Annotated in this window: 28 protein-coding genes, 1 pseudogene and 2 riboswitches; of the genes and pseudogenes, 22 read left to right on the plus strand and 7 right to left on the minus strand. The window is 50.9% G+C overall.

The window, feature by feature from the left end:
* Window positions 1-3: 3 nt before the first annotated feature.
* The 4 genes from NST07_RS02650 (at window position 4) to NST07_RS02665 (ending at window position 2,745) form a co-directional block, all read left to right on the plus strand.
* Entirely contained in the window at window positions 4-906 is a 903-nt protein-coding gene (locus tag NST07_RS02650) for an ATP-binding cassette domain-containing protein (RefSeq protein ID WP_341089538.1), read from the plus strand.
* Complete coding sequence (locus NST07_RS02655; RefSeq protein WP_341097528.1) at window positions 899-2,188, plus strand: ABC transporter permease; 1,290 nt, start codon at window positions 899-901, stop codon at window positions 2,186-2,188. The genes NST07_RS02650 and NST07_RS02655 overlap by 8 nt, the downstream gene beginning before the upstream one ends.
* Window positions 2,189-2,227: 39 nt before the next feature.
* Window positions 2,228-2,422: a hypothetical protein gene (locus tag NST07_RS02660; protein ID WP_341377176.1), complete on the plus strand. Its 195-nt coding sequence runs from the start codon at window positions 2,228-2,230 to the stop codon at window positions 2,420-2,422.
* A 134-nt stretch (window positions 2,423-2,556) separates the two neighbouring features.
* On the plus strand, window positions 2,557-2,745 hold the full coding sequence (locus tag NST07_RS02665; RefSeq protein ID WP_038585425.1) for a hypothetical protein: 189 nt from the start codon (window positions 2,557-2,559) through the stop codon (window positions 2,743-2,745).
* Window positions 2,746-2,866: 121 nt separating this feature from the next.
* Here NST07_RS02665 and NST07_RS02670 read toward each other — a convergent pair whose 3' ends face one another.
* Window positions 2,867-3,319 (minus strand): hypothetical protein, encoded by a 453-nt coding sequence (locus tag NST07_RS02670; RefSeq protein WP_341089542.1) that lies wholly within the window; start codon window positions 3,317-3,319, stop codon window positions 2,867-2,869.
* Window positions 3,320-3,347: 28 nt separating this feature from the next.
* Window positions 3,348-3,857 (minus strand): hypothetical protein, encoded by a 510-nt coding sequence (locus NST07_RS02675; protein ID WP_342481007.1) that lies wholly within the window; start codon window positions 3,855-3,857, stop codon window positions 3,348-3,350.
* Between the two features lie 124 nt (window positions 3,858-3,981).
* Window positions 3,982-4,165, minus strand: a riboswitch (cyclic di-AMP (ydaO/yuaA leader).
* A gap of 421 nt (window positions 4,166-4,586) precedes the next feature.
* A riboswitch (cyclic di-AMP (ydaO/yuaA leader) is annotated at window positions 4,587-4,775 on the plus strand.
* 105 nt (window positions 4,776-4,880) lie between these two features.
* Between NST07_RS02675 and NST07_RS02680 the strand changes: the two genes are divergently transcribed.
* Entirely contained in the window at window positions 4,881-5,297 is a 417-nt protein-coding gene (locus NST07_RS02680; protein WP_038585433.1) for a hypothetical protein, read from the plus strand.
* A 97-nt stretch (window positions 5,298-5,394) separates the two neighbouring features.
* Here NST07_RS02680 and NST07_RS02685 read toward each other — a convergent pair whose 3' ends face one another.
* Window positions 5,395-5,637 carry a glutaredoxin family protein gene (locus NST07_RS02685; RefSeq protein WP_038585436.1) on the minus strand — a complete coding sequence of 81 codons (243 nt, stop codon included), beginning with the start codon at window positions 5,635-5,637 and terminating at the stop codon, window positions 5,395-5,397.
* On the minus strand, window positions 5,634-5,960 hold the full coding sequence (gene ytxJ / locus NST07_RS02690) for a bacillithiol system redox-active protein YtxJ (protein WP_341089544.1): 327 nt from the start codon (window positions 5,958-5,960) through the stop codon (window positions 5,634-5,636). The genes NST07_RS02685 and ytxJ overlap by 4 nt, the downstream gene beginning before the upstream one ends.
* Before the next feature lie 184 nt (window positions 5,961-6,144).
* Between ytxJ and NST07_RS02695 the strand changes: the two genes are divergently transcribed.
* The 7 genes from NST07_RS02695 (at window position 6,145) to NST07_RS02725 (ending at window position 12,639) form a co-directional block, all read left to right on the plus strand.
* A complete protein-coding gene (locus NST07_RS02695) occupies window positions 6,145-6,879 on the plus strand; it encodes an SDR family NAD(P)-dependent oxidoreductase (RefSeq protein ID WP_342481008.1) in 735 nt (244 codons plus the stop codon).
* 39 nt (window positions 6,880-6,918) lie between these two features.
* Window positions 6,919-7,554, plus strand: coding sequence for a ThuA domain-containing protein (locus NST07_RS02700; protein WP_341089546.1), 636 nt, complete (start codon window positions 6,919-6,921; stop codon window positions 7,552-7,554).
* A gap of 137 nt (window positions 7,555-7,691) precedes the next feature.
* On the plus strand, window positions 7,692-9,455 hold the full coding sequence (locus NST07_RS02705; protein ID WP_342481009.1) for a spore germination protein: 1,764 nt from the start codon (window positions 7,692-7,694) through the stop codon (window positions 9,453-9,455).
* Between the two features lie 30 nt (window positions 9,456-9,485).
* Window positions 9,486-10,574: a spore germination protein gene (locus tag NST07_RS02710; protein WP_341089550.1), complete on the plus strand. Its 1,089-nt coding sequence runs from the start codon at window positions 9,486-9,488 to the stop codon at window positions 10,572-10,574.
* The gene (locus NST07_RS02715) at window positions 10,571-11,764 is read left to right on the plus strand and encodes a Ger(x)C family spore germination protein (protein ID WP_341089552.1); all 1,194 of its coding nucleotides are present in this window, start codon (window positions 10,571-10,573) and stop codon (window positions 11,762-11,764) included. The genes NST07_RS02710 and NST07_RS02715 overlap by 4 nt, the downstream gene beginning before the upstream one ends.
* Window positions 11,765-11,860: 96 nt before the next feature.
* A complete protein-coding gene (locus NST07_RS02720; protein WP_341089553.1) occupies window positions 11,861-12,247 on the plus strand; it encodes a MerR family transcriptional regulator in 387 nt (128 codons plus the stop codon).
* 56 nt (window positions 12,248-12,303) lie between these two features.
* Window positions 12,304-12,639 (plus strand): thioredoxin domain-containing protein, encoded by a 336-nt coding sequence (locus NST07_RS02725; protein ID WP_341089555.1) that lies wholly within the window; start codon window positions 12,304-12,306, stop codon window positions 12,637-12,639.
* A gap of 69 nt (window positions 12,640-12,708) precedes the next feature.
* On the opposite strand, the gene NST07_RS02730 is transcribed toward NST07_RS02725, so the two are convergent.
* Window positions 12,709-13,608 carry a CHAD domain-containing protein gene (locus NST07_RS02730; protein ID WP_342481010.1) on the minus strand — a complete coding sequence of 300 codons (900 nt, stop codon included), beginning with the start codon at window positions 13,606-13,608 and terminating at the stop codon, window positions 12,709-12,711.
* Window positions 13,609-13,822: 214 nt separating this feature from the next.
* Here NST07_RS02730 and NST07_RS02735 point away from each other — a divergent pair, with 214 nt between their 5' ends.
* Window positions 13,823-15,007, plus strand: coding sequence for a hypothetical protein (locus NST07_RS02735; protein WP_342481011.1), 1,185 nt, complete (start codon window positions 13,823-13,825; stop codon window positions 15,005-15,007).
* A 648-nt stretch (window positions 15,008-15,655) separates the two neighbouring features.
* Here NST07_RS02735 and NST07_RS02740 read toward each other — a convergent pair.
* Window positions 15,656-16,435: a carbon-nitrogen family hydrolase gene (locus NST07_RS02740; protein WP_342481012.1), complete on the minus strand. Its 780-nt coding sequence runs from the start codon at window positions 16,433-16,435 to the stop codon at window positions 15,656-15,658.
* 184 nt (window positions 16,436-16,619) lie between these two features.
* Between NST07_RS02740 and NST07_RS02745 the strand changes: the two genes are divergently transcribed.
* The 4 genes from NST07_RS02745 to NST07_RS02760 all read left to right on the plus strand — a co-directional run bounded on the left by NST07_RS02745 (window position 16,620) and on the right by NST07_RS02760 (window position 18,594).
* Entirely contained in the window at window positions 16,620-17,051 is a 432-nt protein-coding gene (locus tag NST07_RS02745) for a MarR family transcriptional regulator (protein WP_341089562.1), read from the plus strand.
* A gap of 38 nt (window positions 17,052-17,089) precedes the next feature.
* Window positions 17,090-17,725 (plus strand): nitroreductase family protein, encoded by a 636-nt coding sequence (locus tag NST07_RS02750; protein ID WP_341089564.1) that lies wholly within the window; start codon window positions 17,090-17,092, stop codon window positions 17,723-17,725.
* Window positions 17,726-17,792: 67 nt separating this feature from the next.
* Entirely contained in the window at window positions 17,793-18,089 is a 297-nt protein-coding gene (locus NST07_RS02755) for a putative quinol monooxygenase (protein WP_341377184.1), read from the plus strand.
* A 31-nt stretch (window positions 18,090-18,120) separates the two neighbouring features.
* Window positions 18,121-18,594, plus strand: a complete 474-nt coding sequence (locus NST07_RS02760) for a DinB family protein (protein WP_342481920.1) — start codon at window positions 18,121-18,123, stop codon at window positions 18,592-18,594.
* 85 nt (window positions 18,595-18,679) lie between these two features.
* On the opposite strand, the gene NST07_RS02765 is transcribed toward NST07_RS02760, so the two are convergent.
* Window positions 18,680-19,824, minus strand: a protein-coding gene (locus tag NST07_RS02765) for an IS3 family transposase (RefSeq protein WP_342481013.1) whose coding sequence is annotated in 2 segments (ribosomal slippage) — window positions 18,680-19,551 and window positions 19,551-19,824 — 1,146 coding nt in all. Because the reading frame shifts where the segments join, the coding sequence is not laid out codon by codon here.
* A gap of 183 nt (window positions 19,825-20,007) precedes the next feature.
* On the opposite strand from NST07_RS02765, the pseudogene NST07_RS02770 reads away from it, so the two are divergent.
* The 5 genes and pseudogenes from NST07_RS02770 to sulP all read left to right on the plus strand — a co-directional run.
* Window positions 20,008-20,523 (plus strand): annotated as a pseudogene (locus NST07_RS02770) (aminotransferase class I/II-fold pyridoxal phosphate-dependent enzyme); the annotation flags it as partial.
* Between the two features lie 275 nt (window positions 20,524-20,798).
* Window positions 20,799-22,397: a phosphatidylserine/phosphatidylglycerophosphate/cardiolipin synthase family protein gene (locus tag NST07_RS02775; protein WP_341089569.1), complete on the plus strand. Its 1,599-nt coding sequence runs from the start codon at window positions 20,799-20,801 to the stop codon at window positions 22,395-22,397.
* 62 nt (window positions 22,398-22,459) lie between these two features.
* On the plus strand, window positions 22,460-22,837 hold the full coding sequence (locus tag NST07_RS02780; RefSeq protein ID WP_341089571.1) for a hypothetical protein: 378 nt from the start codon (window positions 22,460-22,462) through the stop codon (window positions 22,835-22,837).
* A 119-nt stretch (window positions 22,838-22,956) separates the two neighbouring features.
* Window positions 22,957-23,283: a metalloregulator ArsR/SmtB family transcription factor gene (locus NST07_RS02785; RefSeq protein WP_038585474.1), complete on the plus strand. Its 327-nt coding sequence runs from the start codon at window positions 22,957-22,959 to the stop codon at window positions 23,281-23,283.
* 107 nt (window positions 23,284-23,390) lie between these two features.
* Window positions 23,391-25,166, plus strand: coding sequence for a sulfate permease (sulP, locus tag NST07_RS02790; protein WP_341089572.1), 1,776 nt, complete (start codon window positions 23,391-23,393; stop codon window positions 25,164-25,166).
* Window positions 25,167-25,283: the final 117 nt, after the last annotated feature.

Raw genomic sequence — 25,283 nt, forward strand, 5'->3', positions numbered from 1 at the left:
CGAATGGAAGCTTTGAAGCTTGAACAGGTAGTAAAGCAGTACGGAGACAAAACCGCAGTAAACAAAATCAGTCTAAAAGTAGAGCAAGGTGAGATTTACGGTCTGCTCGGAGCCAATGGCGCCGGCAAAACAACAACAATGCGCATGGTGCTTGGCCTGATCTATCCCGACGAGGGCAAGATTCTTTACAACGGCAAGTCCTATAGCAATGAACTGCAGCATCTGATGGGCTATCTGCCGGAAGAACGCGGACTGTACCCGAAGGTGAAGGTGAGCGACCAGATTATTTATCTGGGCCGCCTGCGCGGCATGGCAGCAGCCGATGCGGACAAGAGCCTGCGTTATTGGCTGGACCGCTTTGAAGTCCCGGAGTATTACAATAAGAAGATTGAAGAGCTCTCCAAGGGAAATCAGCAGAAAATGGGCTTTATCGCCGCGGTTGTTCATAAACCGCAAATTCTGATTCTCGATGAAGCCTTCAGCGGGCTTGATCCCGTCAATGTGGAACTGCTGAAGGATACCGTCCGCGAAATGCGGGATCAGGGCACCAGTATCCTGTTCTCTACACACCGGATGGAGCATGTTGAGGAATTATGCCGTAACATTACTATTCTTGACCGTTCCAATACAGTGGTCCAGGGAGATATCCGCGAGATTAAGAAAGGCTACCCGCGCGAGGAGGTTATACTCCGCACAACGGGCGAAGTGGCTGGCCTGGAAAGTATCGCCGGTGTAACTGCCGTCCAGCGGCAGGAACGGGGATATGTTCTTTCGATCCGCGAGATCGGTGCGGCCCAGCGCATTTTACAGCATGCTGTTGCACAGGGTGAGGTAGAGCATTTTGAGATCAAGGAACCGACGCTAAACCAAATCTTTATTAGAGCGGTAGGTGAATCCAATGAATAAGATGGGGACGATTATCGGTTTTACATTCAAGAATAAAGTAAGAACCAAGGCATTTCTGATTACTACGCTGATTCTGGTGGTTCTGCTGAGCATCGGGATGAATATTCCGTATATGGTGAAGCTGTTCCAGGGAGACGACGGGTCCGCAAAGAACCAAGTGCAGATCGGAGTCGTGGCAGAGGATGGCAACCGAGTAGCTGAGCTCCTCCAGGCTTATAGTCCGCCAGAGGGCGTGGCACCGGTAACGATCAGTCCATATGCTACTGCTGACGATGCAGCGCTCAAGAAAGGTCTGGATGAGGAAAACATTGAGGGCTATATCACATTGGGTGCACAGAGCGGTGAAGGCATTCCCGCGGTTACCTACTATAGCAAGAACGGTGAGATTGATTCGGATGTGCAGAGCTATCTGCAGAATGCACTGCAGCAAGCCAATACTCAGCTGATCGTAGGTGATAAGCTGACTGCGGAACAGGTAGCTGCGATGTACACCCCGGTATCCATCGGTACCCAGCAGATCAGCTCAGAAGGTGCCGGAAATGAAGGTGCGGCAAAGGAATCACCGCCAATTATCAACTACGTGATTGTATATGCCCTGCTTATGCTGTTCTTTATGTCGATTATGATGACAGGCAATATGATCTCCGCCGAAATCACTTCGGAGAAAAGCTCACGTATCATGGAGATCCTGATTACGAGCGCTGCACCGCTGACGCAAATGTTCGGCAAGGTAATCGGCATCTTCCTGGTCGGCATCCTGCAAATTGCGGTTATCTCCGCAAGCGTAGCTGCGAACCTTATGCTTCCGCATAATGCCAGTATCCTGACCGATTTTGATCTTGACCTGGGGCAGCTGGATATCAGCATTCTTTTATACGGACTGATATTCTATATTCTGGGATACTTCCTGTACGCCATGATGTACGCAGCTGTAGGTTCCATTGTCAGCCGTACCGAGGACCTGGGTCAGGCGATCATGCCGATTCTTATGCTGGGCTTCGTCAATTTATATCTTCCAATGTTCAGCATCTCTGTCCCGGATACCCTGCTGGTTAAAGTAGCAAGCTTTGTTCCGTTCACTTCTCCGCTCAGCATGCTGCTGCGCATTGGTGTTGGCGAGGTAGCGACCTGGGAGATTCTGGTCTCGCTTCTCATCTTACTGGCAACCACCTTACTGTTCGGCTGGCTTGCCGCCAAGATCTACCGCACGGGAGTGCTGATGTACGGCAAACGCCCAAGCATCAAGGAGATCAGAAAAGCAATGAAGGCCTACAAAATTTAATTGGAATCATCAATATATACCTTTTGAGGAGTGGCAAGGATGAATAAAAAGCATGAACAAACATTCGGGTTGCTGTTTGCAGTTTCTTCGTTAATCGTACTGGTCGCCAGGTTAATGCCGTCCAATGGATCGAATCTGCTTGATTTCATTCAAGGGCTTTTGACAGGAATGGGCATTGCCGGTATGATTGCGTCATTAATCATTTTTGGCAGACATTCTAAACGCGCACACTAAGAAGTGATCATAGGTTTTACTGAGGAAGCCGCGGTTCGGAAACCGCGGCTTTTTTGCGGCTCCCGGGGGAGTTCAGAGCCAAACTGGATCAGTGAAGGCTTATGGTGTATGTTATTGAATAAGGAGTGGTAATCTTGAAAAAAAACAATCAAATCCCCGCGATACTCGCAGCTTCAATTCTGCTGATTCTGCTCAGCAGCATGCTTAAGCCGGAGGGCTCTACCCTGCTGGGTGTGCTGCAGACGTTAATGCTCGGAGTGGGCTTGCTGGGCTGCTGTACAGCGGCCTGGAGATTCGCCAAAGGCGGCAAGGGCAAGAGCTGAGTATAAATAGAAAAGGCCGCGGCATTATGCTGCGGCTTTTTCATGCGCTTCGACAAGTTGCCCATTACATCAGCGGAGATAAGAGAGGGGCCCACAGTGCTTCTTTAATCTATGTGAGCAGCTATACAACAAATAAATTTGCTTCAGGCCGCAATGTTTCTAACCGGCACATTTGCTCGCGCACATGTCTCAGCCGGGTTTTCAGCACCGGCACGCTTTGCTCAAGAATGGTGCTGATTGCAGGCAGGGGCAGCAGCATGCCGTACCATAACACCTGGACAATCTGATCCTCCCAGGCTAATCCATTGGAAACAAAGAGGCTGCACTCCTCCGCAGCCCGGGAGCACTGCTGAATGCACTCCCGGTAGGCAACCAGCGAGAAAGGCTGCGGTATGAAATCATCATGAAGGTACCGGGTGTAAAGCTCAGTGAAGGTCTTCATCGCAGTCTTTTCCGCAACGGCACCCTCTCCCAGCAGCAGACTGGTGAGTGCATAAATATTTCCGGTGTTCTTTTGGACATATTCGGCAAACTCGCTGGCAGCTGTCCATTCCGGGGATAATGGGTCTGGCATGTCTTCACGTTCCTTTCTGAATAAGAAATTATAAGATGGAGAAATAAGCGATGGATCTGTCCATTAGCTCGGCTATGTCCGGTTCCTGCCAGCTGCCTTTATGCAGCAGGGAACTTGAAGGTTTATAGTACATCCGTCTGAAGGGGGGCGTACCGCCGGCCCCGGCTGTACGGGAATAGGGGACCATTTGCAGATGTGACGTGACGACCTTGCCTTGCAGCTTGGCTTTTAAATCCAGCAGGGCCGTTTGCACGATTTCTTGCTGATCTGGCTCCCACTGCGCACCTAGCTGCTGTACAATTTCTATGGCTTCTTCCAGCCTGTGATTGCGTATACTTCTCAGGAAGCTGCTCCATTTAATGACGTCAAAATGATCGCCTTCCGCAGACAGTATCCCCGCTCCCCAGCTGCACCCAGCCTTGCACGTAAGCTTCAGCACACCATACCGGCATTTGCCGGACGACTCCGTGGCCTGATGGAATGGCCAGGGGGCATCGAATACAAACACTTCTATACGTAACAGCCTGCGCTGGTTCATTTCGTTTTCCCTCCTACCCATTTATAAGCTGCAGCCTCAGCACAAAAAACCGCAGCAGAGGAGGACCTCTGCTGCGGTTTTGGTACAGGCTTAAATACACCTGGCGCAAAAACGTGGCGGATCAAGGTTCTCTCTAGTCGCTTACGGGGTTAGCTGTCGGATTCGGACGGTGAGAGTCGCCCTACCTAATGAGACCACAGTCTCCTTCGGATTCACCCCAAGAAAGATTCTTATCTTCCAGGTAAGGCCCCTGCGGGCCTGATGGTTCCCCCGTTTCCCGCATTGCGGGAATTCAGCGTTTATATCGCATTTCGTGCATTGGATTCAAACCGAATCATACTCTTTTCGCATGAGCTTTGTAAAAAGGAAAAAACATTCTTCTGAGCCGAATTTCAGGGAATTCTGGCAAAGGAAACGGTAGGATGTGCTAAAAGGGTGTTTATCAACGGTTTTCGGCTTTTTATCTCGTTCATACGACTGCTTTTGATTTAGGGTGATCAGAGCATAAAAGGCAATTTGCTCAACATCGGGTGAATATAATCACAATGCTGAATGCTTTTTCGCAAATCGCTGATAAGCCGAGTAAATAAGAGGAATGATGAGATTGAGGCTTAAGTAAGCGCTACCTGATCTGGTTTGGGTTTACTAAATACATTATTTTGGCAGGTTTGGCGGTTTACAAGGTCGTGATCGCCAGAGTATGATTACTTCTGTTTACTACACAATCGAATACGCAGTCCGCTTAATTTCCGTTATGGAAAGCGGGGGAACCAACAATCGGCAGCCGATGTGAGAGTCGGAGCCGGTTATGGGGTGAATCCTGTGAAAGTGCGAGAGAATGCTCGCATGGATACAGGTAGGGCGACTCTCACTGCCCGAATCCGACAGCTAACCTCGTAAGCGTATTAGAGAGGATGAGCACAATGTGACCGTTAATTGGACCACAGAGGGAATTCCTTTGTGGTTTTTTGCTGTGTTCGTATGGCAAATGAATGGAAGTCCTAAGCCGGAGGAGAGGAAGATATGGCGAATTCGGAAGAATATGTACTCATTAACGCTCCGACTAAAGCGGGGGAGCATTTTATCAAAATCTTAAAGTTTAGAGGCTATAAGATCGCAGGAATCGCCAACAATGCGGCGGAGAAGCGGCGTCTGGAGGAGCTGGGAATCGAGGTCAATCTCGTGGTGGATACACATCATCAGAATACATGGTTCCGCCCCTCTTTTCCGGTAGGCAGAGTATTTCTGTTCGAGAGCAGTGTGACCTTATGCTGCCGGTATATCCAGATGTGCCGGACCTGGACGACAAAGCCAATATACGTAATTACGACTTCGATGAATCCCAGACTGGTCTATAAAGGGCTTGGAGCGGATTCCGTCATCTATTCCCACAGCGGAAATGTCTCTTTTCTGGCGGATGTCTCAACGAATCCAGGATAAGGCCAAATAAAAGGGCAAATAAAAGGCATCCCCTGGACAGAGGTCCAAGGGGATGCCTTTTTCAAAATATAAGTATTCATATGCTTCATGCTATAAATTATTCAGCGGTTGCTCCAATAAGCTCCTTAAGCTCGGAAACATTGAAGCCCTTGACTGCGCGGCCTTCGTACACGGTAACAGGCACACCCATGAAGCCCAGCTTCTCGACTTCTTCCTGATACACTGTACTTGTCATAACATCACGCACCTCGAAGCTAACGTCTTGCTCGGTCAGCCACTGCTTCACTTGATTGCAGTCGCTGCACCCTGTGGTGGAATAGACAATTACCGGCTGGCTCATTGGCTCACAGCTGCCTTGATGGCGTCCCGGGTGATTTTCCAATGGGAGGTGTTCCAGCGGACTTCGCCGTCTTCCAGGAGGAAGATCTGCGGAGATTCATGTTTGATCCCGAAATCTTCGGCAATCTGATTGGACAACGGACGGTCTTCAATCACATGGACAATGGCAGCTGGAGTCTCGGAGCCTTGCGCATAGGCTGTGAATTCCTCGTTGGCCTTGGCGCTGATCGGGCAGGTAGTGCTATGCTTGAAAAGCAGTTTTTTACCTGGTTGCGCAACATATTGCTGCAGTTCTTCCAGAGTATGAAGTTGTTGGATAGACATCGGTATCTCACCTTCCTATAAGTACTTGTAACTACGATTGTAACATAGTTCAAAATTAAATCAAAAAGGAAGTTAGAGCACCCCTTTCAGCGGAATTACAGTCCCATGAAGGACGTTGAAAAAACGTGACTGCCATGCTAATGTGAGAGAGATGCCGCGTGTATCCTGAAGAATCGTAAAGGGTGTGTCCATAATCATGAAAAGGGTTGCTTTTGTTACCGGTGCTGACCGTGGTTTAGGTTTTTTTCTGGCAAGCTGGCTTCTAGAGAACAAATATTCCGTATTTGCCGGTCAGTATATGAAGGAGTCGGAATCGCTGGACGCACTGAAAAAGCAGTACCCGGACCGATTAACTCTGATCCCGCTGGATATCGGCGACCGTGAGAGTGTCAAGCAAGCGGCACGTAGTATTTCGGGCAGTACCGCTCATGTTGATATGATTATCAATAATGCCGGTATTATTCATAGAGCCGATGATGCCACGATGCTTGTTGATATGGACGATGAAGCCATGGCTCACATTTATAATGTAAACACGCTTGGTTCTTTGAGGGTCAGTAATGAACTGATGGGCCTGTTGATGCAGAGTAAGCAGAAATTGATTGTTAATATCTCCTCAGAAGCCGGAAGCATTGGCCGGAACAAACGGATTAATATGTACGGATACTGTATGTCCAAAGCAGCGCTTAATATGCAGTCCTCCCTGCTGCACAACCATTTGAAGGTGATGGGCGGGCAGGTTATGGTCTTTCACCCCGGCTGGCTGCAATCCTATATGAATGGTGAGAAGGCTCTGGAGGCACCTATTCCTCCTGAAGAGTCGGCGCGTAAGATTATGAATATCGTGCAGGGGCACAAGAAGTATATGGGTGAGGAGCCGGCTTATCTCGACCTGGACGGAAATGCCTGGCCCTGGTAACTATACACTAAGAGAAGCAGGAAGAGAGGCGGGAAGAACATGTCTGAATGGAAAGCACTAGCACTTGGCAGCTACAGTGAGGTGAAATACCATCCTTTTACCGGTGTGGATCACGAGATTAAGCGCATTCTGTCACCTGATCTGCAGGTGGAGGCTTCCGAAGATTACAGTCTCCTGAGCAAAGACAACCTTGAGGGCTTGAAGCTGGTTATCGCCTATACCGAATTTTCCGAACAGAAAATAGCCCCGGAGCAAAGTGCCGCTTTGCTGTCTTATGTAGCGGGGGGCGGAGGTCTGCTCGTTGTACATAACGGAATCTCCCTGCAGCGGAATCAGGAGCTGGGCGCTATGCTAGGCGCGCATTTCACCCACCATCCGGAATACACCTCCCTGCATATGAAAATACCGGCACACGGGCATCCCATTATGCAGGGGATTAGCGAGTTCGTCATTGAGGACGAGCCGTACTACTTTGAAATGCATCCTTATTTTGAGACGACTGTGCTGGCAGAGTACCTTCATGAAGGGGCCATGCGTCAGGCAGCCTGGTGCCATGCGTTCGGACTTGGCCGTGTAGTTTATCTGATGCCGGGGCATCATCTGCCTTCCTTCTCGGTAGAGCCGTTCCGCCAAATGATCCGCCAAGGCGGAATGTGGGCAGCGGGTCTGCTGTAACTCCTACCTTTGAATCGTTTTCGCACATCATAACAGCTGCACGTTCCCCAAGAGGAGCATGCAGCTGTTTTTTTTGATGTATGAATGTTCCAGCTTCGGTCAAAATAGGGTTACGAATAAAAAGGGGGGCGCATGGAATGTGGAAGATGCTATGGGATCTTGTGCCCGGCTGGAAGGTGCTGTTTCAAGGTTTTGTCATCTTCATCGTTCCGGTTGTCTTAACCCGCCTAATGATCTGGCTCCGAATGAAAGAGGGCAAGGCGAGCACCCGGGGAATGCGGGCTGAAGGCAAAAAAGGCGGGGGGGTTCCAAGTTCCGAAGATACTGGGGAGGCGGATCAGACCAGCATCGCTGTGCAGAATAAAAAATCCGCCGCACCCGCACCCCCTGCTCAAAACAACGCTTTACAGGCCACTCCTTCCCTGACCTATACCGGAGAGTTCCAACATGATGTTCAGTCCTTCAGGGAGATAAGTACCGATATGTCCGACGTTAATGTCAGAGAGCTGCGCATCGGAAGTCTGGAAATCAAGGCAGCGCTGTTTTTTGTGGATGGACTTACGGACAAAGAAGGCATGGATCAGAACATCCTGATGCCCTTGATGAACACGGTGAGGCCTTTTGAAGGCATGAATGCAGCCCCGCGAGCAGAGATATTGAAAGGGATTATCGTGCACCAGGTAGTACAGGTCTCGGAAATTGAATTTACCGACCAGTTGAGACTCTCGCTGCAAAAGGTATTGTTCGGCTCTGCGGTATTGTTAATTGACGGAATGTCGGAGGTTTTTATACTAGGTACCCCGAAAGGCAACACAAGAAGCGTGGAGGAGCCGATATCGGAGGCGCTTCTGCGCGGTCCGCGGCTGGGCTTCAATGAAACGCTCAGTGATAACACAGCGATGCTGCGCAGACACGGGCAGAGCACGGAGCTGGCCATGATTTCTTTTACGGTGGGAGAGCGAATTGAGAAGGAACTGGTGCTGACCTATTTGAAAGGCGTCGCCAACGATGAGCTGATTAAGGAAATCACCCGGAGAATCAAGACGATCAATATAGATGATGTGCAGGAATCGGGATATTTGGAACAACTCATGGAAGACAACTACCTCAGCCCCTTTCAGCAGATCCAGAACACAGAACGGCCGGACCGGGTCATGGCGGCGCTGCTGGAGGGAAGGGCGGCCATTCTTCTGGATGGCACACCGTTTGCGCTGATAATGCCGACTACCTTCGGAATGCTGCTGCAGTCACCGGAGGATTATTATGACCGCTGGTTTTCGGGTTCACTATTGCGGCTCCTGCGTTTTTTCAGCGCATCAGTTGCGCTGTTTGCTCCGGCGCTCTACATCTCTTTTCTCTCGTTTCATCCCGGACTGATTCCTACCAAACTGGCGATTTCAATCATCAGCTCCCGGCAGGGCGTCCCCTTTGCTACATTAATTGAAGCGCTGATTATGGAAATCTCTATCGAAATATTACGTGAGGCCGGCCTGCGCCTGCCCAAACCCATTGGACCGGCCATGGGCATTGTCGGAGGTCTGATTATCGGCCAGGCGGCGGTAGAGGCGGGGATTGTCAGTCCGATTCTAGTCATTGTCGTTGCGGTTACAGCGATCTCCTCTTTCTCGATTCCCATGTATAGTGCGGGGATTACCTTGCGCTTTCTCCGTTTCATAGCGATGTTTTTCGCAGCTGTATTCGGGCTTTACGGTGTTGTTATGTTTTTCCTCCTGCTCAGCAGCCATTTGATTAAATTGAAGAGCTTCGGGGTTCCCTACTTAAGCATGGTTACTCCCTACAGGATGAGCGATTTGCGCGATTTCATTATCCGCATCCCCCTGCAATTGATGAAGCGCCGTCCGGCACTGCTGCAGCCCAAGGATCCAATTCGTAAAAAATAAACTTGAATTCAGGAGACTGAGGTGAGAATCATGAATGCAAAAGTACAGGATAGCATCACGACGAGCCAAGCGACCATTATTATGGTCAATTACATCCTCGTAGCAGGCGTATTCACCCTTCCCCGGACAACTGTACAGGCCGCCGGCACTCCTGATGTATGGATATCACTTATTGTAAGCGCCCTGTTATCCATGGTGGCCGGGATGGTAATTGTGCTGCTTAGCCAGCGGTTTCCGGGCAAAACCGTTTATCAATACAGCAGGAGTATTATCGGCAAGCCGCTTGCGGCGATTCTGGGAGTGGTCATCGCCGCATTTTTTCTATGTATTTCCGGATATGAGCTGCGTTCGATGCAGGAGGTCACCGGATTCTTTCTGCTGGAGGGGACGCCCTATTGGGCGGTATCCTCTGTATTCCTATGGATTGCGCTTTATTTATGCAGAGGGGGAATCAATGCGCTGTCCCGGTTGTGCAGGCTGATTGCCCCTATGGCCGGGGCGATTTTTTTCGGTGTCTGTCTGCTTAGCCTGAAAATATTTGATATAGACAATCTCCGCCCTGTGCTCGGGGAAGGGCTGGGTCCGGTATGGAGAGGCGTTAAGCCGACAGCGCTGACTTATACGGCAGGTGAAGCACTGCTGTTCCTGGTAGCCTTTATGGAAAAACCAAAAAAAGCAGGGCGGGTGCTTGTTGCAGGGACATTGATCTCTATGATCTTTTATATTGTTGCTGTTGTCATGACGATAGGAGCATTCTCTGTAGAGGGTGTAGTCACCCGCACATGGCCCTTCATCGATCTGATACGCAGCTTTGAGGTGAACCTGCTGTTTGAACGTTTCGAATCTCTGCTCCTGGTCATCTGGATTATGCAAATTTTTTGTACCTTCTGCATTTCCTTCTATGGGGCAGCGCTGGGAATATCGCAAATCTTCAACAAAAAGCTCGACCATTGTCTATTCGCCTTGCTTCCGCTTGTTTTTTTTATTACGGAAACTCCTCCGAATATCAATGGCCTGTTCGCATTTGGTACCAGCCTTGGCAATTGGGCTATTCTGCTGTTCGGATTACTGCCGCTGCCGCTGCTGCTTATTGCTCATTTCAGGAGAGCCGGATCATGAAGCGAATTGTACTGCTTGCCGTGCTTCTAATTCAAAGCATAGGGTTATCCGGCTGCTGGAGCAGCACGCCCATTGAGAACCTAAATATGGAAGTGGCCGTTGCGCTCGACATAGCGGATGAAACACCAATTGAAGAGGATTTTGAGCAGAGGGGCGGGGGGTATCCGAAGAAAAAACGAATGTCCTGCACCTATCAGTTTATCGTACCCCAAGGTTCAGTGGGTTCAAAAAAAGAAGGCGCATCCTCCAGAAATTTCTATAATATGACTGAAACTGGAGACTCCGTTTTCGAAGCGATCCGTGAATTGTCGCTGCGTACAAACAATCCTCCCATTGGACATCATCTGAAGATCATCGTGATCGGCGAGCAGCTGGCACGTTCTACCAAGCTTTCAGAGCTGATCGATTTTTTCAGCCGGGATAATGATATCCGCCCCAGTGTGCTGCTTCTCGTCAGCAAGGGAAAGGCCAGTGATGTGCTGAACAACGTGCTGCCGGGCCAGACACCGGCGTTTGTGCTGGAGGGGATATTTGACAACCGGGACCGGAACCTGCGGATCTGGGATCCAGTGTCTATCGCCAAGGCTGCAGGTCCCCTGCATGGAAAAACCACCTTTATGTTGCAGAATGTAATTGCTGCTAAGAATGAGATGAAATTTGCCGGAGCCGGTGTGATCAAGGGGGAGACGGGCAAGCTGCAAGGCTTCTTAAACGAAGAGGAGCTGGAAGGTGTGGTCTGGCTTACGGGAAAAGGAAAGGGCGGCGTACTTAAGACCAATGAGGATGGCAGCGGCAGGCTGATTACTTATGAGATTAAGTCCATGGACAGCAAAATTAAAGCCAAGGTCGAGGAGGGCAATATCTCTTTCGCCGTGAAGATCGAGTCTACAGGCAGATATGCCGAGACTTTTGCGCGTGGAGGAGAAAAGCTGGACGCTGTTTATATGAAGCAGGATGAACTGGTGCTGCAGGATAAGGTAAAGGAAATGGTCGGAGCCTCTATGGAGACAATGCAGCAAAAGCTGCATGCTGACGCCGCAGGATTCGGCAAAATCCTGCGTATTCAGCATCCTACCGTATGGAGAAAGGTGAAGGAGAATTGGGATGATACCTTCAGCCGGGTTCCGATAACCATTGATGTCAAGCTGCATATAGAGGAATACGGAGCTTCCGGGACCTCCACCGAATAAAGCAAGGTTATTCAAGAAAGTCCTTGACCCTTACACTGGTGTCAGGGTTTATACTTGGAATAGAAGTTCTCATGAACCCCGGGGAGAATGAATGCTATGAAAATAGGTGAACTTGCAGCACAGACGGGCGTCAGTGTCCGATCACTGCGTTATTATGAGCGTCAGGGACTTATCGCTCCCCTCCGCCAGGCGAATGGATACCGGGAGTATTCAGCGCTTGCTGTCGAGACGGTGGAGACGATTAAGCTCTATTTAAATTTGGGCTTGTCCACGGAAGAGATTTCCGGTTTTCTGCACTGCGTGCTGAAGAATAAAGAAGCGTTCTGCGCGGAAGTGATGCCCCTATACCGCAGCAAGCTGGAGGAGATTGAGCGCCAGATTGTGCAGCTCAGCCAAATTAAGCTGAACCTGCAGCAGCGGATGGCTTCCATCCACCAGGAACGGCTGGAAGCGGAGGCACCCGATAACGTGCTGTCTGAATGAAGACGGGCCAAAGAATGCACTTTTGTATTATTCAAGATATATGGGAGGAACTAACGATGGCTATTATCAATGCAGAGAAAACTGAGGATCTGAGAGCCAAGCTAAGCGGCAGCGGGACTGTACTGGTTGATTACGGAGCACCGTGGTGCGCGCCCTGCAAGATGCTGCTGCCTGTTCTGGAGGAGCTGAATGACGAGTATGGAGACAGTGTGGCTATCGTTAAGGTGAACTGTGATGAACTGCCGGAGCTGGCGGGGGAGGCCGGAGTCATGGGCCTGCCTACGGTGATTGTGTATAGTGGAGGTCAACCAGTGGAGAAGCTGGTCGGCCTGCGTCCTAAATCGGCCTACCAGGGTGTATTGAACAAGTATGCGGCTGTAAACAACAGATAAGAGAATAAGAGGCAGGGAGCGGCATGCCTAGCATGCGCTTCCTGCCTCTTCCTATGTCTTATTATGAATTCAAAGTGACTTGGCTTTCTCTGTAAAGGGAACAACCTCATTATGATGCAATGCCTCCAGCACTTCGGTCCGAAGAGCATCTGTGAACTCATTCCACGTCTTTTTGCCAACACCCAGCTCATCGCGTCCGATAGAATTCAGTGTTTCCAGCCACACGCGTTTGTCATTAATTTCGCCAAGCTGCTCCTGGATCTGTCTGTAAATCTCCTCATGGGCATGGAATTTCTGGCTGAGTGCGAATGCGGCCGCATTAGCTGTATAGCGCAGTTCCTTGGCGGCGATCCGTAGCTCATGCAGTGCGTCGAAGGCTTCCTTGGATTCTGCCGCGGCACCTTTGAATAGGGTTTTGCATGTTTTTTTCTTCTGCTCAAAAGCTACTTCAAGTTCGCGCATGACGACGTTTACATCTCTTTTTGCTGCCAGCGGCTCAAGCGTGCTGCTCCTAAAAGCTTCCCATAACCCGTCCAATTCCTTGCCGGCCAGCTTTGGGAGCTCCGCCTCCAGCTTCTTGCGGTATTCTTTCCGCTTATCCTTCTGGTGTTTGATGACCGCCTTCAGCAGTTCGGCAGTTTTCGCCTCGCCGGCTTCCTTGGCGCTCTTGCGTCTTTCCTTGAAAGATTCAATAAGAACATCTGCATCCCTGACCTTGCCCAGCCTTTTCTGGGCCTGCTTGAATACGTTGTACAGCTCGGCTGCTGCGGAATGATCCGGATCGAGAATGGACAGCAGGGTCAGCAGCTTGCGGCTGTTGATTCTGGCTTGATGAATATCCTCGTCATCAAAGTTTTTGAGCGCGTCTTTGCTGTAGTCTCTAAAGTTGATATACAGCTTGTGCATCGCCTGTTCCCATTGCCTGGTCTTGCTTAACTGCCTGTCCTTCGCAAGTTGTTCGACTGTCATGCGGCATCACTCCTCAAGGTTGTGTATAGCATGAGCTTCAGCGCTTAATCTTGCCGCTGATTGAAACTTGTTATGGTATTAGGATAACGGTATCCAGCAACTATTTCAAATGCTGAACCCACGCTTTGCCTTCGCGCCAGGCTGCGGATCGGTTACAATATGACTATTGGTTCGGACAGCGGTTAACATTCAATAGGTACTCGGGGGATGAATGATGATTAATAAAGGAATTAACATAGTAGAACCGGGCGCGGAGCGCGCTCTTCCGAATGTAATGGTGTTGTTTGAGCATTTGTCAGATGATGACGGGAAGGCAGCAAAATATGGCGGAAGTGGGGCTGCTGAAGGTGGAGTGGTGGCGGAGCATGCTGTGATTGCCAGAGAAGCAGGAGAAGCGGAACATGTTACATTGGCAGGAGATGCCGGGAAGACGGAACATGCTGTGATGGCAGGAGATGCTGGAGAGGCGGAGCATGCTGTGATTGCCAGAGAAGCTGGAGAGGCGGAACATGTTACATTGGCAGGAGATGCCGGGAAGACGGAACATGCTGTGATGGCAGGAGATGCTGGGAAGACGGAACATGCTGTGATGGCAGGAGATGCTGGAGAGGCGGGAGGCATGCTGGTTCCCTTTGCATTTGAGGAGACGCTGTGCCGGGACATTGGAGCGGGACTGGCCCCTCCAGCCCTGCATCTCTGGAGTCATCCCGCAGGTGTTGCGCTGGGCTTGCGGGACAGCAAACTGCCCCGCGCAGATGAGGCGATGGCCGGGCTTGAGCGGCGCGGGTTTCGTACAGCGGTCCGTCACTCCGGGGGGGCTGCCGTGCCGCTGGATGCCGGGATCGTCAATGTGGCGCTGGTCCTTCCCAAAACTCCGGGCAAGCTGGATTTTCATGACGATTTCCGGCTGCTGGCTTCCCTGATTCAGGAAGCTGTAGCGGTAAGCCATCCGCAGGCTGCGGCGTTGATCCAGGCCGGAGAAATCACCGGTTCCTATTGTCCCGGTGATTTCGATCTGGCTATCGGCGGCCGCAAGTTCTGCGGCATTGCCCAGCGGCGGCAGAGCAGCGCGTATTTCGTTCACGCGTTCGTTGTGGTCTCCGGCTCCGGGCAGGAGCGCGGGGAGCTGATCCGCGGATTCTATGAGACTGCGTCCGGCGGGGACGAGTCTTTGGCTTATCCGCGGGTCCGCCCGGAGACCATCGCCGCGTTAAGCGAACTCGGCGGGCCGGCTTCGGCGGCGGTGTTCGTCTCAAGCATCCGGCAGGCGATATCCGGGCGCGGAGTGCAGCTTAAACCGGCTGCCCTCTTAAGGGAGGAGACAAGTTATGACCTGCAGTATGCGGATCAGCGTGTGCTGGAAGCAGCACGGGTGCTGCGGGAACGGTATGCCCGCTGAGATTTGTGCGTCTGCAGGGGTTGAGCTGGATTCTGAGCTAAAGCTTGAGTTTGAGTTGGAACTGGGGTTTGAGTTTGGGGTTTGGGTTGGGCGATTCCGGCTAAATCCCACAAAAGGTGCTGCAAGACAGCTGCTTTAAGCAGCTGCGGCAGCATCTTTTGTTATGAGGTGATAAGGAACCGCAATTTTACGGATATATGCAGAGCTGAACGCAAGTTTGCAACTAATCCCGTGCCCATGTTAACCCGCACAGTGTCCACGATAATAAGAGGCACTGCTAAGCGGATAGCTGCACTCCATACAACTAATCCCGTGCCCATGTTAACCCGCACAGTGTCCACGATAATAAGAGGCACTGCTAAGCGGATAGCTGCACTCCATACAACTAAAACCTGGCCTTTTAGGCCCTGCAAGGAGATAACTGCACTCTGTACACTTAAAAAGTGTCGAACCGGCCCAAACATAGCTTTCCGGCATTTTTAATTGCAGAAAATACACTTATTCCCAAGAAATCTCCATTTTGGACCTAATTAGTTGCAGTAAATACATCTATATGGTGCGGTGTAATGAGTATATGGTGCGGTGTAATGAGACCGCTGTTTTGTTCAAACTATATAGTTTTTGTTTCGGCTTTTCTGCAGGCAGCGGCTACGTATACAGCTCTGGCCGTCTGTCTGAGAAGATCGGAATCTGCTGTCTTACCTCCCGTACCTTCTGCAAATCAATAACGCCGCTCAGGATTTCCTCGCTTTCTCCGGCCTCACATATAATGTCGCCCCACGGATCAATGATCATGGAATGCCCTGCGAAAATGTTCGCCGGATCAGCCCCGGCGCGGTTGCAGGCAACGACGTAGCATTGGTTTTCGATTGCCCGGCTGATCAGCAGGGCACGCCAGTGGGACAGCCGGGGCAACGGCCATTCTGCGCTGATGAACAGCACCTCCGCCCCGAGTGCCGTATGGGCACGCACCCACTCCGGGAAGCGGATGTCATAGCAGATCAATCCGGCGCATAACGCGCTGTCCAGGCTGAACAGCCCCTTGGCTTCTCCTGGCTGGAGATACAGGTGTTCATCCATCAGGCGGAACAGATGCAGCTTGCTGTATTCCCCGGCAAGCCCGCCATTACGGCCAAAGACGAACATGCTGTTGGTGATCCCGCCAGCCTGCTTGTTGGCTACGGAACCGGCAACGATGTTGATGCCATATTCGCGGGCAAGGCCGGAAATAAAGTCCTTCGTAATCTGCCCCTCTGGATCGGCAATTTCATCAAGCCGCGTTAGATCGTATCCGGTCGTCCATAATTCGGGGAGAACGAGGCAGTCAGGACGAGTTGCCGCGGCCTGGCGTATTTTGTTTTCAGCCGCTACATAATTTGCCTTTGGTTTGCCAAATGCTATATCGAGCTGAATCAGGGAAATTTTCATATTTCCAGCCTCCTCTTTCATAATTATTGATAAATTAGTTGACGGGTCAAACATATCGGTGTAAACTACTTTTTATCAAAATGATTTTGCGCAATATATTTGCGTTAGTGTATTCTTTTTAAATCTAGTCTTGTACAAAGCAATCCACAGTAGTGTAGCTTATAAAACTTTAAGGGGGTTAATTTTGACTGAACATCTGCCTGAGGAAGAAGAGCGAATATTAGAACTGCTGCAGGCGCTGAACAAGGGAATCAGCCCCAAGTTTGAACGTTGTGCAGGCATCAGCCCTACGCGGCTCCGCCTGCTTCACGAGCTGTTTCAGGTTGCAGAAATTAGCCAGATTTCGCTGCAAAAGGAAGTCGACATTGATGCTGCAGCTGTCACCCGCCATTTGAAGGGGCTGGAGGAGAACGGCATGATCTCCCGCCGCAACAATCCTGCTGATAACAGGGTGACTTTGGTCTCGCTCACTGAACAAGGACGGGAGAAAATTCTCTCCTACAAGGAGGAGAAGATCCGGTTCCTCCGCTCATTGCTCACCGGATTTGAAGGGCAGGAGCTCAAAGTGCTTATAGATATGCTTACCCGGCTGCAGCAAAACATCGATTTACTGTAGCCTGACTTATATACCAATTATAAAGGAGATTATTACAAATGAATGCTACCAGAACCAACGATTTCAATTCTATTATTACAGGCCGCCGCTCGGTCCGCAAATATGATACCTCCGTCAAAATCAGCAAAGAGGAAATGACCGAGATTCTAACTGAGGCTACACTGGCTCCTTCCTCGGTCAACATGCAGCCTTGGCGCTTCCTCGTGATCGAAAGTGCGGAAGGCAAAGCCAAGTTGGCTCCTATCGCCCGCTTCAATCAGCTGCAGGTAGAAACCTCCGCAGCAGTTATTGCCGTATTCGGCGACTTGAACAATTTTGATTATGCTGAACAGATTTACAGTACGGCTGTTGAGCGCGGACTTATGCCTCAGGATGTCAAAGAGAATCAATTAACCCGTCTGGCCAGCCATTTCGCGACACTGCCAGCAGATGTGAACAGAGAGACTGTGATGATTGACGGTGCATTGGCTTCCATGCAGCTGATGCTGGCTGCCCGTGCCCACGGCTATGACACCAACCCTATCGGCGGATTCGAAAAGGACCAAATTGCTGAAGTCTTCGGTATGGACAAAGACCGTTACATCCCGGTTATGCTGATTTCGATCGGCAAAGCGGATGGAGAAGGATACGCATCCGTCCGCCTGCCGATTGACACTATCGCCGAGTGGAAATAAGAGCGTAAGCTCCCAATTTCAGAGTTATGAAGTTCATTCTGACAAAACCATTAGGAGGAACAAAATTATGATCATTATCCACGTTTTAATGCAAGTGAACCCTGAACGCGAGGAGCAGTTCCTGGCTGAAGCCAAGACGCTGCTTGCAGCAACTCATGAGGAAGAGGGCAACCTCTCTTATGAGCTGTACAAGCACGCCGCGCAAGAGAATGTATATATTATGGTCGAAACCTGGCGCGATGCAGCTGCTGTAGGCAGCCATAACACAAGCCCTCACTTCACGGGATTTGCCGCTAAAGCAGGCGAGTTTCTGACTGCGCCGCTGGATATGAAGGTATACAACGGTGAACTGTTGCAGCAGTAAGGGCAGTGTAACAAGTGGGGAGGGATAGGGAATCGTTCATGCAAAGGATGTTCTGGCAAATCAGTTACTAGCCAATGCCAATGATCCAAGCTGGTATTCTCCGTTCGCGCAGGCGGTTGAGGGTTTAACAGAGGAAGAGGCCTTTTGGAAGCCTGGCGGGAACAGCAACAGTATCGCTGAAATTACGCAGCATCTGCTGTATTGGAACAATGCCTGGCAAACCAGATACCATCTGGGCCGGGTAGATGCTGTTCCTCCGGTTGAGGATAACAACAGCAGTTTTGTTATACCGGAGGGCACAGCCTTTGATCAGTTAAGAACGAAGCTGCTGGAGGTGCTGCTTGGTTGGCAGCCGCTGCTGCAGGAAGACAGACTTGAGGCTAAAGCGGCAGGGTTTCCTGTGCCGGCGGAATGGTGGGAGATTATCAGCAACGCGGCAATGCACAATGCCTATCACATTGGTCAAATCGTATTTATCCGAAAGTTTATTGGCAGCAGGGAATAACTGTATCCAGGAAGAAAAGAGCACTCCACCAGGACATTGGGACTGACCCCCGTACATGAGACAGGGATCAAAACACCTTGCAAGTTTAAGCAGCCAGTCGCCGGAACTCCACTGGCGACTGGTTATTTAGTTTCGCTTGAATTCGAATTGAGTTATAGTAAGTAATGTAGTCTCGAACGGTCTGTTCAACGATTGCCGTCGTTGTACACGTGAGATCTTCGAGGTAGAACGTTTCAGACTTTAGGGTGGAATGAAACGATTCGATGGGGGCATTATCAGCGGGCGTTCCCTTGCGGGACATGCTCATGGTAATGCCTTTTCCTTTTACTGCAGCCTGGTACATCTGAGACGTGTACACGCTGCCCTGGTCGCTATGAAGCAGCATATTTGCCCGTTTTGGAAGTTGATTCAGCGTATCCAAAACCAAAGACGTGTCTTGCTTGTCCGCTATACTGTAAGCCACAATCTCCCCATTGTACAGGTCCAGAATGCTCGAGAGGTACAACATCTTGCCTCCAAACGGTAAATAGGTAATGTCCGTGACGAGCTTTTGCAGATGCCCCTCTGCATGGAATTGCCGCTTTAGCAGATTTTCTACTGGATGTGCGGGCTGCCCCGTGGTCTTGCGTTTCTTCATCCTTACGCGGCACTGTAGCCCTTCACGCTGCATAATCTGTTGAACACGTTTGTGGTTTATGGATTCTTCTGCCCGAAGGAGTGCAGTGATTTTCCGGTACCCATATCGGAATTTATGCTGTGCGCAAAGCTGCCTTATCTTCTCTACTGTAGCATCTGAACGCTCGGTTTCTACGGCTGCTTTCCAGCGGTAGTAGGTGGCTCTTGCAATCCCAAGCCATGCGCAGGCCTCAGTCACCGTTACTTCTTCTCGAATGGACTCGATCCAGGCAATGACGATTTGTGGTTCCACCCCCTTTCCAGTTCCCTGTACTTTTTTAGCACGTCCAATTGCTGCTTTAAGAATCGGTTCTCCGCCTTTACTTTTTCTAGCTCCGTAGAGTGTTCTGGACCTTTTCCGTAGCTGTACTGTTTACCCACGGGCTGCTCCAGACGATGTACTTCGCCTTTTCGATACCATCTCATCCATGTCTTTAACTGTGTCTTGTTCCGTATTCCGAGTTGCTCCATTACCTCTCTTACCGGAACTCCTGCCAATCTCATCTCGATGGCTTTCATCTTTAATTCTACCGGGTAACTCACTCTAGTTGCCAACGCAAAAACACCTCCAAGATTATCTCCCTATCCTACGACAGGGTTCCATTCTCTTGAAGGTGTTTTGATATGTCTCACGTTACGGGGTCAGTCCCATTGTCTACCAGGAGGCTCTTTTTTTTGTATTATAATATGAATGACGATTACAGCAAGTAACCTCTGAGGAAAGGGTGACCATTGCCAGTGAATATTTTTGAGCCTTCCGATGTGTTGAATGCTTTGCCCAAGCAGTTCTTCGCCGCGCTGGTTGCCAAGGCTGGCCTTGTCGCTGCCGCAGGACATGATGTGATCCATCTTGGACAGGGGAATCCTGATATGCCTACACCGGCCCACATTGTAGAAGCACTGCAGGCGGCAGCGGTTAACCCGCTGAACCACAGGTATCCGCCGTTTCGCGGCCACAGCTATCTCAAGGAAGCTGCAGCCAGCTTTTATAAGCGGGAGTACGGAGTGGAGCTGGATCCGCAGCAGGAGATCGCCATTCTGTTCGGCGGGAAAACCGGGCTGGTTGAAGTGGTGCAGTGTCTCCTCAATCCGGGGGATACAGCACTTGTGCCGGATCCCGGATATCCTGATTACTGGTCAGGCATCGAACTGGCCCGGGCGGTCATGGAGATGATGCCGTTGACTGCGGAACATGGATTTCTGCCAGCCTATGGGGACATCAGCCCGGAGCTAGCCGCCAAGGCTAAGCTGATGGGTTTTGGTGCTTATGGCGAAGGTTATGTGCGGGTTGGGCTGGTAAGCGATGAAGCGCGGCTTGCAGAAGCGGTGGAACGGATAGCGGGACTGAAGCTTTTTTGATCCGGTGCAACCATAACGATTTGACGGATGAAATAAGGCGATTTTGTATGAGGCATTTGCGTGTGCGGGTAGCGGCTGTTTATAAGTAAATCCTGAGGGGTATCTAACCTTAGCCCGATCAGAGACCTATGTGCACCTGAGAGGAAGGCAGTGGAATGGAGGACTTACATATGAACAACAAACTTCCGCAAGCGGAATGGGATAACAGGGTAGAGCAGGATATCATAAATGTTGTGAATTATTATTTATCCGGTGGCTCCCTGAAGGCTGCAAAGGAAATGGACAAGGCCCAGGAGCTGCTTGCCGATGTATTGAATGGCCGGGAGGCGCGTGCGCACCGGCAGGCTCTCGGCGGAGTGATTACAGAGATTCGCCAGTTGTCCGGCATACCGGGTATTAGCGGGGAGCTGCTTGAACGGCTTGCGCTTGAAGTCAGCGGACTGGACTCAGATAAGCTTCGAATATTGGCTCCGCAGACGACACGTCATAACCGGGTAGACCCTTATGTGAACGGACCGCAGTGCCTGGAAATGATCCTTGAGGAAATCGGGAAGGCGCGCCGTTATATTCATCTGTCCATAATGCTATTCTTTAACGACCATTCGGGAAATCTGATTGGGGCAGCGCTGCTGCAGGCACTAAAACGGGGTGTCGAAGTCCGCATCATGGTGAATTATACGGTTACCGCACTTGGCTATGGGAAGAATCTCGAGGTGGGTAAGTTCTCCAAGATCTCCACAATGCTGGAGAATGCAGGGGCCAGGCTGCTCGATACGTTCAACTCCTATTATTCTGCGGCAGAATGGAGTGAGAAACGGGCCGAGCTGAAGTCCCGTGGGGTATCCGAAAGTATTCTCTTCCTGCAGGATAAAGTACAGGAGGATGTGGAGATTACAGGACTCAATGTCATTGACCACCGGAAATTCATGGTCATTGACGGGATTACTTCGATTGTCGGCAGCCTGAACTTCGGGGATCAATATACGTATCAGACACCGATAGAGGCCTCTTCACCGGTAGAAGTAGACGGCCGGCCGCTGGGTATTCCAAGCGGTGAGGAGGAGTGGCATGATGGCTGCTTCCGGATTCAGGGCGCGGCGGCGTTGCCGCTGAATGCTGTTTTTCAATCAAGATGGCTGTTGCTTGGGGGCGATCATTTTGATCCGGAAGATGACTTCTACCATCCTGATATAAATTATGCATTCGGTGAGGAGGAGTGCACGCTCTTCGTGAGTTTTCCGGGCAACCCTGTTAATCTGATCCAGCAATATTATTTGGATTTAATTACTTATGCAGCCGAGGAGACGGTGATCGTGAACCCCTATCTGATTGATCAGGCCTTCTGGGACCGGCTGGGTGAGCTTGGCCCGGACTGTTCCTGCCATCTGGCCATATGCAATCCGCTGGAAGTCAATGACCACCCGACGAACCGGGCGGCTGTACGCAGCAATATGTATGAGCCTTTTCTTAACGGTGTTTCTTTTTATGACTACAGCTTTACGGGGCGCTTCTCCCACTGGAAAATCACCTATGACCACAGGTCGCGGGCCGTTTTTCACGGCTCCTATAATATCAATGAAAGAAGCGCCTGCCATGACTTTGAGCTGGGACTGCTGGTCAAGGGAGTAGGATTCGCGAAGAAAATTAAATCCATGATTGATTATGACCTTGGCGTTTCGAAAAAGATCAGCGACAAGAAAGAGTTCTTCAAGCATCCGTGGATGCATCCCAGCACTTATCTAAATAAGGCAACCCAGAACTACACCTGATCGTTAATGGGGTCACTATCCTGTATAATAAACGGTAACACTATGATGATGGAGCGGAAGAGATGAACATTACAATATTACGGAACGGCCCCCGTAAGAACGAAGTGTATTTTGCTGCGGAGTATGGCGAAGGCAAGGGGATATGGAATGGTAATCCTGTGAAAGCGGGTGAGGAGCTTGAGGTCGAATTTGAGCTCTCCCCGCTATTTATGCGCTGGGTGGATATTGTGCCTGTAAGCGGCGTGGAATACGGCATCCGAATGGATGGGGATAAGATGATCTTAACCGGGGTGCTGGAGAATATTGAGGCAGACGGAACAGGTTATCTGCGGATTGCCGGCGACCTGATCATGTTCGAATGCCTGGGTGAGCCGATGGCGCTGGGCGGCTATGTGGAGATCCGGACCGGAGAGCTGGGGATGTATCCCGTATTCTTGTAAGCGGGGCGGGGTGCTGCAGCCGTATACGGCATGCAATTTACTGCCGGCATAGCCACTGCACAAGAAATGAGCTAAGATAACAATAGATTTGAAGTAAAGCTATGAGGAGCAGAAGTCCAATGAACAGCGATATTCAGCAATTTAAGACGGAATTTTTCAAGGCGCTGGCTCATCCGATGCGGATCCGCATCCTGGAGCTGCTGAGCGAAGGCGAGAAGAATGTGAACGAACTGCAGGCGATTCTCGGCTCGGAAGGCTCCGCCGTATCCCAGCAGCTTGCTGTACTCCGCGCCAAGAATGTAGTAGCCAGTGTAAAAGAAGGAACCACCGTCATTTATTCTCTGCGCGACCCCCTGATTAAAGACCTGCTGGCGGTGGCCAGACAGATATTCGATAACCATCTCGTGAATGCCATTTCACTCCTGGAGGGCATCCGCAGCGAATAACCCCGGACCATCCGGGGGCGGATTTCCCGTTGACAAGAGCGGCAGGCAGGAGTAATGTTGCTCTTATATTCAAATAATCAGATATTCAAAGAAAAGAAGGTTAGATGATGACAGGGTGGGGCCGCTTTAAAGGCTACAGCATTGCTTCTCTGCGTAAGGATATCATTTCAGGGACGATCGTCGGCGTTATTGCCATCCCGCTTGGGATGGCTTTTGCTATTGCCTCGGGCGTGAAGCCGGAGTACGGGATTTATACAACCATTGTCGCAGGTATACTAATCTCCTTATTCGGAGGTTCGAAATTTCAGATTGGCGGACCTACGGGAGCCTTTATACCCATTTTGTTCGCGATCGCCATGGAGTACGGGTACGAGAACCTGCTGATTGCAGGAATGATGGCCGGAGTCATCCTCGTCGTTATGGGGCTGCTGAGGCTGGGAGTTCTGATCAAGTTTATCCCGAAGCCGGTAACCATCGGCTTTACGGCAGGGATTGCCGTCATTATCTTCAGCGGGCAGATTGCCAATTTCCTCGGCCTGAAGGATATGGAGCGGCATGAGAGCTTCGTGGACAACATGCAAGAGATCGGCCAGCATATCTCAACGGTCAATCTGTACAGTGTTCTGACAGCAGTCATTTGTCTGGCGGTTGTCGTGCTTGGCATGCGTTTTGCACCCAAGGTGCCGGGATCGCTGATCGGGTTGCTGTTCGCAACGTTAGTTGCGGTGCTGTTCTTCAGCGGCAAGGTGACTACGATCGGCTCTGCATACGGCGATATTCCAAACACGCTGCCGAGTTTTCACTTTCCGGTGATCACCTGGGAGCGGATCAGGCAGCTGCTTCGTCCGGCGTTTATCATCGCCATGCTGGGGGCGATTGAGTCGCTGCTGTCGGCGGTGGTAGCCGACGGGATGACTGGCAGCCGCCATGACAGCAACCGTGAGCTGATCGGCCAGGGTATCGCGAATATAGCCGCACCTATGTTTGGCGGCATCCCGGCCACAGGTGCAATTGCCAGAACCGCCACCAACATTCGCAGCGGGGCCGCATCCCCGCTGTCGGGAGTGATTCACGGTGTCGTAGTGTTCCTTATTCTTCTGCTGTTTGCGCCTTATGCTTCCAGCATTCCGCTTGCAGCCATGGCGCCGATCCTGATGGTGGTCGCCTGGAATATGAGCGAACGCAAGGAATTTCTGCACCTGCTGAAGCTCAAAACCGGGGATTCCCTGGTGTTGTTCCTTACCTTCCTCTTAACGATATTTGCGGATTTAACGATTGCGGTAGAGGCCGGGCTGGTGCTTGCCGTAGTCCTGTTTGTGAAACGGATGGGTGAAGGGCATCTGGTATCTAAGGTGTTGCCCGACCCCTCGTCGGTCAAGGTAGAGGCGCATATGGTAACGGAGAGCCATGACTGCCCGCAAATCGGAATTTATAATGTGGAAGGCCCGCTGTTTTTTGGAGCAGCCTATAGATTCGAGTCAACGATGCCGGAGCTTGGACCGGACCTTGCAAAAATTATATTGCTGCGTATGGGCAAGGTGCCGTTTATGGATACCACCGGGGAGGCCAATCTGTCTGGACTGGTGAAGCAGCTGCAGGCAGACGGAGGAAGGCTAATGATCTCCGGTATTCAGCCGCAGCCGCTTGATCTGCTGAAGAAGACGGGACTGTACGATAGAATTGGGGCTGCGCAGTTTTTTGACCATACTGGAGAAGCGATCAATGAAGCGCTGGAACTGATCAATCCGGTCCGCTGCGCCGGCTGCCGGCATGGGGCGTTTCGGGAATGCAGCGCGTTGTGCGGCCTTGAAGAATCGCCGGGCCGCAGCGTCTTTAGAGCCCGCAAACCGGCAGTGGCGGGTAAACTGGGCAGCGAAGTTTAAGCACGCACTGCCGAACCAGCGGGAACAGCATGGGCCCATCCCTGTGTTGCTAAATTTCACCATAATATAACAGCCCGGGTGCATTTTGCCCGGGCTGTTATATTATAATGGACTAAT

The organism is Paenibacillus sp. FSL L8-0340, assembly GCF_038593145.1.
In the GTDB taxonomy this organism is placed as follows: Bacteria; Bacillota; Bacilli; order Paenibacillales; family Paenibacillaceae; genus Paenibacillus_AQ.

What these genes read in the sequence shown, in the direction of transcription:
- ytxJ (WP_341089544.1), bottom strand. Translation starts at nt 5,960, where the DNA reads ATGTCTATCCAACAACTTCATACTCTGGAAGAACTGCAGCAATATGTT.
- sulP (WP_341089572.1), top strand. Translation starts at nt 23,391, where the DNA reads ATGACAGGGTGGGGCCGCTTTAAAGGCTACAGCATTGCTTCTCTGCGT.
- NST07_RS02655 (WP_341097528.1), top strand. Translation starts at nt 899, where the DNA reads ATGAATAAGATGGGGACGATTATCGGTTTTACATTCAAGAATAAAGTA.
- NST07_RS02705 (WP_342481009.1), top strand. Translation starts at nt 7,692, where the DNA reads ATGTGGAAGATGCTATGGGATCTTGTGCCCGGCTGGAAGGTGCTGTTT.
- NST07_RS02715 (WP_341089552.1), top strand. Translation starts at nt 10,571, where the DNA reads ATGAAGCGAATTGTACTGCTTGCCGTGCTTCTAATTCAAAGCATAGGG.
- NST07_RS02675 (WP_342481007.1), bottom strand. Translation starts at nt 3,857, where the DNA reads ATGAACCAGCGCAGGCTGTTACGTATAGAAGTGTTTGTATTCGATGCC.
- NST07_RS02755 (WP_341377184.1), top strand. Translation starts at nt 17,793, where the DNA reads ATGATCATTATCCACGTTTTAATGCAAGTGAACCCTGAACGCGAGGAG.
- NST07_RS02680 (WP_038585433.1), top strand. Translation starts at nt 4,881, where the DNA reads ATGGCGAATTCGGAAGAATATGTACTCATTAACGCTCCGACTAAAGCG.
- NST07_RS02660 (WP_341377176.1), top strand. Translation starts at nt 2,228, where the DNA reads ATGAATAAAAAGCATGAACAAACATTCGGGTTGCTGTTTGCAGTTTCT.
- NST07_RS02700 (WP_341089546.1), top strand. Translation starts at nt 6,919, where the DNA reads ATGTCTGAATGGAAAGCACTAGCACTTGGCAGCTACAGTGAGGTGAAA.
- NST07_RS02750 (WP_341089564.1), top strand. Translation starts at nt 17,090, where the DNA reads ATGAATGCTACCAGAACCAACGATTTCAATTCTATTATTACAGGCCGC.
- NST07_RS02685 (WP_038585436.1), bottom strand. Translation starts at nt 5,637, where the DNA reads ATGAGCCAGCCGGTAATTGTCTATTCCACCACAGGGTGCAGCGACTGC.
- NST07_RS02785 (WP_038585474.1), top strand. Translation starts at nt 22,957, where the DNA reads ATGAACAGCGATATTCAGCAATTTAAGACGGAATTTTTCAAGGCGCTG.
- NST07_RS02650 (WP_341089538.1), top strand. Translation starts at nt 4, where the DNA reads ATGGAAGCTTTGAAGCTTGAACAGGTAGTAAAGCAGTACGGAGACAAA.
- NST07_RS02730 (WP_342481010.1), bottom strand. Translation starts at nt 13,608, where the DNA reads ATGACAGTCGAACAACTTGCGAAGGACAGGCAGTTAAGCAAGACCAGG.
- NST07_RS02780 (WP_341089571.1), top strand. Translation starts at nt 22,460, where the DNA reads ATGAACATTACAATATTACGGAACGGCCCCCGTAAGAACGAAGTGTAT.
- NST07_RS02775 (WP_341089569.1), top strand. Translation starts at nt 20,799, where the DNA reads ATGAACAACAAACTTCCGCAAGCGGAATGGGATAACAGGGTAGAGCAG.
- NST07_RS02740 (WP_342481012.1), bottom strand. Translation starts at nt 16,435, where the DNA reads ATGAAAATTTCCCTGATTCAGCTCGATATAGCATTTGGCAAACCAAAG.
- NST07_RS02735 (WP_342481011.1), top strand. Translation starts at nt 13,823, where the DNA reads ATGATTAATAAAGGAATTAACATAGTAGAACCGGGCGCGGAGCGCGCT.
- NST07_RS02725 (WP_341089555.1), top strand. Translation starts at nt 12,304, where the DNA reads ATGGCTATTATCAATGCAGAGAAAACTGAGGATCTGAGAGCCAAGCTA.
- NST07_RS02670 (WP_341089542.1), bottom strand. Translation starts at nt 3,319, where the DNA reads ATGCCAGACCCATTATCCCCGGAATGGACAGCTGCCAGCGAGTTTGCC.
- NST07_RS02720 (WP_341089553.1), top strand. Translation starts at nt 11,861, where the DNA reads ATGAAAATAGGTGAACTTGCAGCACAGACGGGCGTCAGTGTCCGATCA.
- NST07_RS02710 (WP_341089550.1), top strand. Translation starts at nt 9,486, where the DNA reads ATGAATGCAAAAGTACAGGATAGCATCACGACGAGCCAAGCGACCATT.